9 protein-coding genes are annotated in these 9,947 nt (G+C 72.1%); 4 read left to right on the forward strand and 5 right to left on the reverse strand.

All coding sequences use genetic code 11. From position 1 onward, the window contains the following. Window positions 1-910: MFS transporter (locus tag GTW40_RS20960; RefSeq protein WP_161181735.1), on the forward strand; the 910-nt coding region annotated here is incomplete at its 5' end. Here GTW40_RS20960 and GTW40_RS20965 read toward each other — a convergent pair. Further along, complete coding sequence (locus GTW40_RS20965; RefSeq protein WP_161181736.1) at window positions 870-1,478, reverse strand: DUF1349 domain-containing protein; 609 nt, start codon at window positions 1,476-1,478, stop codon at window positions 870-872. The two genes, GTW40_RS20960 and GTW40_RS20965, sit on opposite strands and share 41 nt — an antisense overlap. Window positions 1,479-1,555: 77 nt before the next feature. After that, window positions 1,556-3,082, reverse strand: a complete 1,527-nt coding sequence (locus tag GTW40_RS20970; RefSeq protein WP_161181737.1) for an aldehyde dehydrogenase (NADP(+)) — start codon at window positions 3,080-3,082, stop codon at window positions 1,556-1,558. Window positions 3,083-3,308: 226 nt separating this feature from the next. On the opposite strand from GTW40_RS20970, the gene GTW40_RS20975 reads away from it, so the two are divergent. Both GTW40_RS20975 and GTW40_RS20980 read left to right on the forward strand, forming a co-directional pair. Next, window positions 3,309-4,082, forward strand: a complete 774-nt coding sequence (locus GTW40_RS20975) for an IclR family transcriptional regulator (protein WP_161181738.1) — start codon at window positions 3,309-3,311, stop codon at window positions 4,080-4,082. A 119-nt stretch (window positions 4,083-4,201) separates the two neighbouring features. Continuing rightward, a complete protein-coding gene (locus GTW40_RS20980) occupies window positions 4,202-5,653 on the forward strand; it encodes a penicillin-binding transpeptidase domain-containing protein (RefSeq protein ID WP_161181739.1) in 1,452 nt (483 codons plus the stop codon). A 69-nt stretch (window positions 5,654-5,722) separates the two neighbouring features. Here GTW40_RS20980 and GTW40_RS20985 read toward each other — a convergent pair whose 3' ends face one another. From GTW40_RS20985 to GTW40_RS20995, 3 genes are all read right to left on the reverse strand, one after another. Next, window positions 5,723-7,177 carry an NCS2 family permease gene (locus GTW40_RS20985; protein WP_161181740.1) on the reverse strand — a complete coding sequence of 485 codons (1,455 nt, stop codon included), beginning with the start codon at window positions 7,175-7,177 and terminating at the stop codon, window positions 5,723-5,725. A 183-nt stretch (window positions 7,178-7,360) separates the two neighbouring features. Continuing rightward, on the reverse strand, window positions 7,361-8,158 hold the full coding sequence (locus GTW40_RS20990; protein WP_161181741.1) for an HAD family acid phosphatase: 798 nt from the start codon (window positions 8,156-8,158) through the stop codon (window positions 7,361-7,363). A 99-nt stretch (window positions 8,159-8,257) separates the two neighbouring features. Further along, the gene (locus tag GTW40_RS20995; protein WP_161181742.1) at window positions 8,258-8,854 is read right to left on the reverse strand and encodes a TIGR03086 family metal-binding protein; all 597 of its coding nucleotides are present in this window, start codon (window positions 8,852-8,854) and stop codon (window positions 8,258-8,260) included. A 156-nt stretch (window positions 8,855-9,010) separates the two neighbouring features. Here GTW40_RS20995 and GTW40_RS21000 point away from each other — a divergent pair. Then, the coding region (locus GTW40_RS21000) for an MFS transporter (protein ID WP_161181743.1) at window positions 9,011-9,947 on the forward strand (937 nt) is incomplete at its 3' end.

The raw sequence follows: 9,947 nt of genomic DNA on the forward strand, positions 1-9,947 counted from the left end.
CGGGGGTTCGACCGCGCTGGCCCTGGGCCCGGTGGCGGGCGGCGCGCTGACCACGGCCTGGGGGTGGCGGGGCATCTTCTTCGTCAACCTGCCGGTGGGCGCGGTGGCGCTGGTCCTGCTGCTGCGCGCCCCGCGCTCCACGCGCCGTCCCGCGCCGCTGGACCTGCCCGGACAGGCCGCGGCGGCGCTCGCCCTGACGGGGGTGACCTTCGCGGTGATCGAGGGCGGTACGACCGGGGTGGTGGCGCTCGCGGTGGCGGTGGTCGCGGCGGTGGCGTTCGTCCGGGTGGAGACGCGGCGGGCGCATCCGGTGGTCCCGCTGGGGATGTTCCGCGACCGGGCGGTGCGCGCGGCGGTCGCGGCGGGGGCGGCGTGCAGCGTGGCGTTCTACGGCGTCCTGTTCGTCTTCTCGCTCTTCTTCCAGCGGGTGCAGGGCCGTTCGGCGCTGTACGCCGGGCTGATGTTCCTGCCGATGACCGGGGTGATCGCGGTGACGAACCTGGTCTCGGGCAAGCTGACCGGGCGCTACGGTCCCCGCGCGCCGATGATCACCGGCCTCGCGCTCTCCGTGGTGGGCCTGCTGGGGCTGCTCGGGGTCGGCGCGGCGACGCCTGCCTTCGGGGCCGCGCTGCTGCTGGTGCCGCTGGCGCTTGGCTGCGCGCTGGCCATCCCGGCGCTGACGGCGGTGATGCTGGACGCGGTGCCCGCCGGACGGGCCGGGCTCGCGGCGGGGGTGCTCAACGCGGCTCGGCAGGTGTCTGGCGGGCTCGGGATCGCGGTGTTCGGGGCGCTGATGGCGGGCGGTTTCGTGACCGGGCTGCGGACGGGCCTGGCCGTCTGCGTGGCCGCGCTGCTGGTGGCCCTCGCGCTCAGCTTCCGTCTCGCAGGTCGTCCGGCCACTGGGGTCTGAACTCCAGGTGGTCGTAGGTGACCACGCAGCCCCCGCCGAGCGGCGACTGGGTCATGAAGCCGACCAGGGCGTCGGAGGTCTCCTTCTCGTCGCCCAGGGTGAACAGGCGGACGAAGGTCCAGCGTTCACCGTCGCGGGAGGCGTGGAAGGCGAGCGCGCGGCCGGTGCGGCTCAGCCGGAGCCAGACCGAACTGCCGTTCACAGTAAAGGAGTTGGCGTCGTCGGAATGGCCCCGGGTGACCACCGTGCAGACGGTGGCCGCGTTCGGGGAGTACTCCAGGCAGAGCTTGGCCCAGGCCCGTTCGCCTACGTGGACATAGAGCGCCCCGGCGTCGAACGAGGCGTTGAAGCCGACGGTGACCCGGGCGATCAGCTGGAAGTCGCCCTCGGGCGCACCGAGCAGCCGGGGCGCGTCGGAGGCGGGGTCCAGGGCCTCCCCGGTCGGGGTGACGAACCGGTCCTGGCGGGGCCCGGCCCAGCCGGAGAGCACGCCGTCCTCGTGGGCCCAGTGGCCGTCCGGCCCGTAGGTCCGCAAGGGGAAAGGGAGTTCGGGAAGGGCTATGTCCATCCGGGGATTCTCGCAGGGGGCGCGGCCGGAGCCCGAGGGGTTCCCGGACTCCGTTCGTGAAGAACCGGGCCGGTCCCTCAGCCCTCCCTCACACCGTCGCAACGGCGGGGCAGCACCAGCGGGTTGTCGTCCCGCAGCTCCAACGGCAGCAGCGGCTCCGGGGTGTTCTGGTACGCCACCGGGCGCAGCCACCGCTCGATCGCCGTGCCGCCGACCGAGGTCGAGGTGGAGGTGGTCGCCGGGTAGGGGCCGCCGTGATGCTGGGCCGGGGCGACGGCGACACCGGTCGGCCAGCCGTCGACCACCAACCGGCCCGCCAGCTGGGCGAGTCGGGCGAGGAGGTCCACCGCGCCTCCCTCGCCCGCGGCTTCCGCCGAGGACAGCTGCACGGTCGCGGTGAGGCTGCCGGGCAACCGGGCGAGGACGGTGGCCAGTTGGTCCGGGCTCTCGTAGCGGGCGACCACGGTGACCGGGCCGAAGCACTCCTCCAGGAGCAACTCGTGTGCCTCTTCGGACAGTTCGGCGGCCGGGACGGTGAGGAAGCCCGCGCTGACCGTGTGCGGGCCGCCCGCGCCCGGGGTGACCGGGGACTCGACGCCGGGCAGTGCCGCGCGCTCGGCGACGCCCGCGACGAAGGCGTCCCGCATCCGGGGGTCGAGCATCACCCCGGCGTCGGTGTCGCTCACCGCGTCCACGAGCGCCTTGACCAGGCCGTCGCCGGACGCGCCGGAAGGCACCAGCACCAGGCCCGGCTTGACGCAGAACTGGCCGACACCGAGCGTCATGGACCCGGCCAGGCCCAGGCCGATCTCGCCGCCGCGCTCGGCGGCGGCCGCCTCGGTCACCACGACCGGGTTCAGCGAGCCGAGTTCACCGTGGAAGGGGATCGGCACCGGCCGGGCTGCGGCCGCGTCGAACAGGGCGCGGCCGCCGCGCACCGAGCCGGTGAACCCGGCGGCGGAGAGCAGCGGATGCCGGATCAGCTCCACGCCCGCGTCGAAGCCGTGCACCAGCCCGACGACGGCCTCGGGCAGGCCGTGCGCGGCGGCGGCCCGGCGCAGCACCTTGGCGACCAGCTCGGACAGCGCCGGGTGGTCGGGGTGGGCCTTGACGACGACCGGGCAGCCCGCCGCGAGCGCGCTCGCGGTGTCGCCGCCCGCGACGGAGAAGGCGAAGGGGAAGTTGGAGGCCGCGTAGACGGCCACCACGCCGAGCGGGATCTTCATGCGGCGCAGGTCGGGGACCGGCGGGACGACGGCGGGGTCGGGGTGGTCGATCACCACGTCCAGGAAGGCACCCTCGTCCACGGCGCCCGCGAAGGCCCGCAACTGGTAGGCGGTGCGCGCGAGTTCACCGGTGAGCCGGACCGGGCCGAGGGCGCTCTCGGCGTCGGCGACCTCGATCAGGAGGTCCCGTACCGCCTCCAGGCCGTCCGCCGCCGTCCGCAGGAAGGCGGCGCGGACCGTGCGGTCGGCGAGGCTTCCGCGCGCGGCGTGCGCGGCCCGGACGGCCGCGTCGACCTCCTCGGCCGTGGCCTCCACCGCCACTTGCTCCCGCCGCTTCCCGGTGCGCGGGTCGACGCTCCACACTGGTGCTGCTGTCACCGCGGATACCTCCAGACAACGCCGTACGGTCGAGGTCGCTCATCAGCCGTGTTCGCTATATTGAACGCCGTCTTCGATGGTGAACCGGCAGTCCGGAGTCTAGGGCTCCGGGTCCTCGTACTTCCAGGTCGCCGTCGGACGAAGTCGAACGAGATCGAACGACGCCGAACCGGGCCCGGCGCAGCCGCGCGGGACCGGGCGCGGCCGAGCGAAGGGGCCGGGGGCGATGTCGGCAGTGGAGGCGGGCGGCGGGGCGCAGGTGAAGTCCGCGGTGCGGACCGTGGAACTGCTCGAGTACTTCGCCGGGCGGCCCGGGATGCACTCCCTCGCGGACGTGCAGGAGGCCGTCGGCTACCCCAAATCCAGCCTGTACATGCTGCTGCGCACGCTGGTGGAGCTGGGCTGGGTGGAGACGGACGCGACCGGCACCCGGTACGGCATCGGGGTGCGCGCGCTGCTGGTCGGCACCGCGTACATCGACGGCGACGAGGTGGTCGCGGCGGCCCGGCCCACCCTGGACCGCCTCGCCGACGACACCACGGAGACCATCCACCTGGCGCGGCTCGACGGCACCGACGTGGTGTACCTCGCCACCCGCCAGTCCCATCACTATCTGCGCCCCTTCACCCGCGTCGGGCGCCGGCTGCCCGCGCACGCGACCTCGCTCGGCAAGGCGCTGCTCGCCACGCACACCGACGACCAGGTGCGGGCGCTGCTGCCGGCGGAGCTGCCCGCGCTCACCGAGCACACGGTCACCGACCGCGAGAAGCTGATCGAGGAGCTGCACCGCATCCGCGAGCAGGGCTTCGCCGTGGACCGCGAGGAGAACACGCTGGGCCTGCGCTGCTTCGGGGTCGCGATCCCGTACCGCACCCCGGCCCGTGACGCCGTGAGCTGCTCGGTGCCGGTGGCCCGGCTGACGGACGCGCACGAGCAGACGATCAAGGACGCGCTGTTCGACGCGCGGGAGCGGCTGACGCTGGCGACACGACGGCTGTGAACGGGTCGCACGCCCGGTGAGCGGGTCGCGCGCCCGGTGATCGTGCCCGTCTGAACGTTCCCTGAGAAACACAAACGGACGGGAACGTTCCGATCCGATCGCACGTCTGTCCGGTCGGGATGAACAAGACGATCAGGCATGCGTCCGTCTTCGCACTGCTGCTCGTCCTGGGGCTGCTGCTCCGGGCGACCTGGGTGCAGTTCTACGAAGGCCAGGCGCTCGCGGACGACAACGACAACCGCCGCAACGCGATCGCGACGTACTCGCGCCCGCTCGGCGACATCGTCGTGGCCGGTAAGGCGGTCACAGGTTCGGCACGCACCAAGGGCGACCTCGCCTACAAGCGCGCCTACAAGGACGGCGAGCTCTACGCCGCGGTGACCGGCTACGCCTCGCAGGCCTACGCCCCGACCCAGCTGGAGGGCGTCTACGCCGACCTGCTCAAGGGCACCGACAACCGGCTGACCACGATGATGGACACGGTCACCGGGCGCCGCGCCGATCCCGGTGACGTGGTCACCACCATCGACCCGGCGGTGCAGAAGGCGGGGTACGCGGCACTCGACGGCAAGAAGGGCGGCGCCGTCGCGATCGACCCGAAGACCGGGAAGATCCTCGCGATGGTCTCCACCCCGTCCTACGACCCGGGGCAGCTGACCGACGCGAACACGGCCGGCTCGGCGTGGATCCGGCTCACCAAGGACCCGGACAAGCCGCTGACCAACCGCGCGATGCGCCAGCCGCTGCCGCCGGGCTCGACCTTCAAGCTGGTCGTGGCGGCCGCCGCGCTGGAGGACGGGCTGTACGCGGACGTGGACCAGCGCACCACGAGCCCCGAGCCGTACATCATGCCGGGGACGAGTCGGCCGCTGCCGAACGAGAGCGCCTCGGCGCCGTGCGAGAACGCCTCGATCCGGGTCGCGCTCCAGTACTCCTGCAACAACGTCTTCGGCAAGCTGGCCGTGGACCTCGGGCAGGACAAGGTGCGGGCGATGGCCGAGAAGTTCGGCTTCAACGACGAGCAGCTGGACGTGCCGGTGCGGGCGTACACCAGCGTGTACCCGTCGAAGATGGACAAGGCGCAGACCGCGCTCTCCGGGATCGGCCAGTTCGACGTGACCGCCACCCCGCTCCAGATGGCCATGGTGTCGGCCACCATGGCCAACGGCGGAGAGCTGGTGGCGCCCCATGTGGTGTCCCAGCTCACCGACGCCGACGGCGATGTGCTGAAGGACTTCGGCCGGGACGCCGGGTCCCGGCGGATCGTCAGCGCCCGTACGGCCGAGCAGCTGCGCTCCGCGATGGAGACGGTCGTACGCGACGGCACCGGCCGCAACGCCCTGATCGACGGTGTGACGGTCGGCGGCAAGACCGGTACCGCGCAGCACGGCGAGAACAACAGCGGTACGCCGTACGCCTGGTTCACCTCGTACGGGAAGTCGGACGCCACCGGCAAGGAGGTGGCCGTCGCGGTGATGGTCGAGCAGTCGAACGCGGCGCGGGGCGAGGTCAGCGGCAACGGGCTCGCGGCTCCGGTGGCGCGGGCGATGATGAAGGCGGCGCTGAAGTAGGCGCTCGCGCACCCGTGGGGGCGGCCGGTGTCGTACACACCGGCCGCCCCCATGCGCGTGCGGCTCGGCTCACTTCACGCCGAGGAGCTGCTCCACCGGGTCGATCGCGAAGTACACCAGGAACAGCGCCGAGACCGCCCACAGCAGCCAGTTGACCTCCCTGGCCTTGCCCACGACCGCCTTGATGACGACGTAGGCGAGGAAGCCCGCGCCGATGCCGTCGGTGATGGAGTAGGTGAAGGGCATCGCGGCGATGGTGAGGAACGCCGGGACGGCGATCTCGTAGTCGTCCCAGTCGATGTGCTTGACGTGGGTCATCATCAGGAAGCCCACCGCGATCAGCGCGGGCGCCGCCGCCTGGAGCGGGACGATGGTGAGCAGCGGGGTGAGGAAGAGCGCGAGGCCGAAGAGGCCGCCGGTGATCACGTTGGCGAAGCCGGTGCGGGCGCCCTCGCCGACCCCGGCGGCGGACTCGATGTAGGCCGTGTTGGAGGAGGCGGAGCCGACGCCGCCCGCGACGGCCGCGGCGCCGTCGATGAACAGCACCCGTCCGATGCCGGGCACCTTGCCCTGCTCGTCAAGGAGTCCGGCCTCGGCGCTGATGCCCACGATGGTGCCCATGGCGTCGAAGAAGTCGGACAGGACGAGGGTGAACACCAGCAGGACGGCGGTCAGTACGCCCGCCTCGGCGAAGCCGCCGAACAGGTCGAAGTGGCCGACGAGCCCGAAGTCCGGCGCGGCGACGACGCTGTCGGGGACCTTCGGGGTGGTCAGCCCCCAACTCTTCACGTCGGCCACCGCGTTGACGACGATCGCGACGACGGTCATCGTGACGATGCTGATGAGGATCGCGCCCTTCACCTTGCGGGCGAGCAGGGCGATCGTGAGCAGGACGCCGATACAGAAGACGAGCACGGGCCAGCCGGTGAGCCTGCCGGTGGCGCCGAGCTGTACGGGCACGGTGGTGTGGGCGATGTCCGGGATACGGCTGACGAAGCCGGAGTCCACGAGTCCGATGAAGGCGATGAACAGGCCGATGCCGACGCCGATGGCCTGTTTGAGCTGCTGCGGGATGGCGTTCATGATCGCCTCCCGTAGTCCGGTGAGGACCAGGACGCAGATCACGACGCCCTCGATGACGACCAGGCCCATCGCGTCGGACCAGCTCATCAGCGGGGCGAGCTGGAAGGCGACGACGGCGTTGAGGCCGAGCCCTGCGGCGATGGCGAGCGGGAGGTTGCCGCCGACGCCCATGATGACGGTCATCACGCAGGCCACCAGGGCGGTGGCGGTGGCGAGTTGGCCGGTGTCGAGGGTGTGCCCGAACTTGTCCTTGGCGCTGCCGAGGATGATCGGGTTGAGCACGAGGATGTAGGCCATGGTGAAGAACGTGGCGACACCGCCGCGTATCTCCCGGCCGAAGCTCGATCCCCGCTCGGATATCCGGAAGTACCGGTCGACTCCGTTGCCGGCGGGGGGCGCGGCTCTGCCGGGCTGTGAATCCACCTTCTGCGTCTCGGACATGGGCGTACTCCTCGTCGCGCCGCCGTGGCGGGTGTGGGTGCGGGTGTGCGGATGCTGGCTGGATTGTTCCCCTGTTCCGCCTGTTTCAGGTTTTCCCCGTGTAACGGAATCGGACATGGGTCCGGCCCCGGCGGAAGGCCGGGGCCGGACGACAACTGCCCTGCTTGTCAGCCGTGTTGGATCTCAGCTGACGAAGTACGTCGGGTTGGGCAGCTTGTAGGTGCGGTCGGCGTAGCCGCCGTCCAGGTCGGAGTACTGGTCGCCGAAGTTGGCGATGATGTCGTACCCGAGGTCCTTCTCGATGTGCTGGCGGGTACCGGCCTTGTACTGCACGGTCGTGCAGGTCCAGGCACCCGGCGTGGCACAACCCGACAGGTACGCGGGCGGGTTGGCCTTGTCCTTGAGGAACATGTGGGCCGGGTCGAGGTTCACGTCGGCCCCGACCTTCTTCAGGTTCTCCACGGCACCGGCGCGCTGCGCCTCGCTGAGCCCGGAGTTGTAGAAGACGGCGACACCCTTGGACTCGGCGTACCGCACGAGGGCGGGGCTGCCGAAGACCTCGGGCCGGTCGGCACGATTGACGTAATCGTTCCAAGTGACCGGGTCGTAGGTGTAGTTGTACCGCTTCTCGTAGTCGAGGCTCAGCAGCAGCGTGTCGTCGATGTCGAAGACGACGGCCGGCTTGTTCCCCCGGTGGTGCGTCTTGCGCGCCGCCTGGTCGATCCAGCGCTTGGCGTCGGCGTCGATCCGCGCCAGATCCTTGGCGTACGGGCTGCTCGGCGACGCCTGGTACACCCCCTTGCTGTCGGCGGTCGTGCCGTAATAGGTGTCGATGTCCTTCACCAGAAGCCCGATGTTGTAGGGCTCGTGGGTGGAGTTCGCCGTCGACTGCCCGGCGGTGGCCGCACCGGCGCCGTACAGCAGCCCCCCGGCGAGCGCACAGGCGGCGGTGGCCGCCGCGATCCGCAGTGATTTATGCATGACAGGTTTCTACGCGCGTCATCGTCGCGGCGGGGTGGACGTTGCACGATCGATATCAAGCCATGGCCCTCCGGGAGGCGCGGGACCGAACCGGACGAACTACCTCCGCCACCCCGGGTCGCGCCCGCTCAGCCCCAGCGCCCGGTCAAGGAGTGGCGCGTCCTCCGGAACCCGCACGATCGGGCCGAAGAGGCCGGACGGGCGGTCGGGGAGTTCGGCGGCCGCCTGGAGGAAGGTGTGGGCGGAGGACAGGGCTTCGGGGTCGGGGGTGTAGGGGAGGTCCAGGGCTCGGGAGAGGTCCCAGGCGTGGATGACCAGTTCGTCGGCGGCCACGGCGCCCGCGACCGCGCCGGGGAGGTCGACGCCGCCCGCGCGGGTGTCGCCGGTCCAGGCGGCCGGGTCGCGCCAGGCGTCGGCGAGGGCGTCCAGGGCCTTGGGCAGCTCCGTGCGCCAGTCCGGGGAGAGGACGGGCCTGGCGGTGGTGGGGGCGGTGTCGGTGCTCGGGCCGAAGTCCTTGAGGGCCGCCGAACGGAAGGCGACGGACAGGGCGTGCAGGTGGGCCAGCAGGTCGCCGACCATGTAGTCCGGGCACGGGGTGGGGGCCGTCAGATGGGCGTCGGACACATGGTCGGCGAGTTGGGCCACGATCCGGGTCTGGGGGCCGAGGTCGGGCAGCGGAGCGGTCGGATCGGTCATGGCGGGCTCCTCACGGGCAGGGGGTGGCACGGCGGGCGTCCGTGTACGGAGGTATGACCTGCTCAGGGACGCGAACTCATCGGCGCCCCGGACCGGCCAGGAATAGGGCATCCTCCCGATCCTCCACCCCCCTCCTCAGACCCACGATCGAGCGGCATGACGACTTTCTCGACCTCGACCGTGCGGCGCGTGCTGCGGGACCGGGCCGCGGGGCTGTGTCTGGCGACCACGGTGGTGTCCGGGTTCGGCTCGTCCGCGCTGTGGCTGGCGTCGGGTGTGTGGGTGAAGGACATCACCGGGTCCGACGGGCTGGCGGCGCTGTGTGTGTTCGCCCTGTGGGCGCCCACCCTGGCCGGACCCGCGCTGGGCGCACTCGCCGACCGGCTGCGCAGACGGCCGCTGATGATCACCACGAACCTGTTCCTGGCCGCCCTCCTGCTCCCCCTGACCACCGTCGACTCCCCCGCCCGCCTGTGGCTGCTGTTCGCGGTGCTGTTCCTGTACGGCGCCGCCGACGCCCTACAGGACGCCGCCGAGTCGGCGCTGGTCGGAGCCGCCGTGGACCCGGAGCTGCTCGGTGCCTTCAACGGGCTGCGCATGACCGCCAGGGAGGGCATGAAGCTGCTCGCGCCCCTGGCGGGCGCCGGTCTCTACACCGTCTACGGCGGCCCGGCCGTCGCCCTGCTCGACGCGGCCACCTTCGTGCTCGCCGCCGGGCTGTGCGCCCTGCTGCGCGTACGGGAGGGGCACCCGGCGCACCCGGCCCGCGCCTCGCACCCGGAGGCCGCGGCCGGGGCCGGGATCGCCCTGGGTGTGCGCCACGTGTGGGGCCACCCCGCCCTCCGGCCGCTGGTCATGGCGGCCGGCACCACCATGGTGCTCGCCGCCCTGAACGGCGCCACGGTGTACGCCGTCGTGGACCGCCTCGGCCGCGCCCCCGCCTACGCGGGCGTGCTGTACGCCTCCCAGGGTGTCGGTTCGGTGGTGATCGGCGTGGCCGCCGGACCGCTGCTCGCCCGGCTCGGCGGGCACCGGTTCGCGGCGGCCGGGATCGCCCTGACGGCGGTCGCGGTGGCGGCCCGCGCCGTGCCCT

It is taken from the genome of Streptomyces sp. SID4985 (genome assembly GCF_009863025.1).
Taxonomy (GTDB): domain Bacteria; phylum Actinomycetota; class Actinomycetes; order Streptomycetales; family Streptomycetaceae; genus Streptomyces.

Coding starts and splice junctions, on each gene's coding strand:
- GTW40_RS20965 (WP_161181736.1), bottom strand. CDS start 1,478: ATGGACATAGCCCTTCCCGAACTCCCTTTCCCCTTGCGGACCTACGGG.
- GTW40_RS20975 (WP_161181738.1), top strand. CDS start 3,309: ATGTCGGCAGTGGAGGCGGGCGGCGGGGCGCAGGTGAAGTCCGCGGTG.
- GTW40_RS20980 (WP_161181739.1), top strand. CDS start 4,202: ATGAACAAGACGATCAGGCATGCGTCCGTCTTCGCACTGCTGCTCGTC.
- GTW40_RS20985 (WP_161181740.1), bottom strand. CDS start 7,177: ATGTCCGAGACGCAGAAGGTGGATTCACAGCCCGGCAGAGCCGCGCCC.
- GTW40_RS20990 (WP_161181741.1), bottom strand. CDS start 8,158: ATGCATAAATCACTGCGGATCGCGGCGGCCACCGCCGCCTGTGCGCTC.
- GTW40_RS20995 (WP_161181742.1), bottom strand. CDS start 8,854: ATGACCGATCCGACCGCTCCGCTGCCCGACCTCGGCCCCCAGACCCGG.